This is a genomic window from Providencia sp. UF-224 (assembly GCF_058245955.1).
This window is the reverse complement of sequence record NZ_JBSICC010000091.1, coordinates 1-769: the sequence shown is the minus strand read 5'-3', so window position 1 is coordinate 769 and position 769 is coordinate 1. Positions and strand designations below refer to the sequence as shown.

Annotated in this window: 1 protein-coding gene; it reads right to left on the bottom strand. The window is 51.8% G+C overall.

All coding sequences use genetic code 11. The features are described from left to right. Positions 1-740: maleate cis-trans isomerase family protein (locus AC4IFO_RS22945; RefSeq protein WP_490737849.1), on the bottom strand; the 740-nt coding region annotated here is incomplete at its 3' end. Positions 741-769 lie beyond the last annotated feature (29 nt).

Sequence of the window (769 nt, the reverse complement as noted above, 5' to 3'; positions counted from 1 at the left end):
AGTAACGACCCAAACCCGTCAACACGTGTCTCTAAGCCCAGTTTTTTCAACATCATGTAAGTAGTCGCCACCGAAGAAGACAACACGGGCAAGCCCACGCGGTTTTCAATCAATTGCACCGAGGGTAATGACGGCATTTGTACACAGGCCGATGCCACAATCGCATCCACATTGGTGTTCAGCCGCTTGGTGATTTCCACTGGCGCCAGCGGGTCTTGTCTGCCAACGGCTAAATTATCGGGGATTTCCAACGAAATGCTGTCCACCACTTCTATGCCTTCGCTTTCAATATACTCAATCACCAATTGCGTCAGTGGCTTCATGTACGGCGTCAAAATAGACACTTTTTTGGCCCCAATGGCATGCAGCCCATCCACTAATGCCCCCGCACTGGTCACTATCGGCGCGGGATGACCATTATCCACCGTGCATTGGTGTAAACGGCTTTCAGACACGCGGTGATACCCTTTCCCCATACTCATGATAGCAACCAAGCAGGCGTAACCGAGCACATCCACCGCCGCATCCGAGAGTTCAAGGGCACAGCGGTCGCTGTCGGAATCCATCTTCGCCAATTCGTCTTTGGTCACCTTTTTCATTCGCATACGACTGGAATGAAAGGTAAAACGTTCTGCAAACTGGGCTTCCCGCGCCCGTAAAATGGCGGGAATTTCGGTTTCCATGGTGGTGTTCGAGGACGGGACAATCTGCCCAATCCGAAATGTGCGTGCCAGACTCATCCTTTTTTCTCCCCAAACGGTGCATCGTT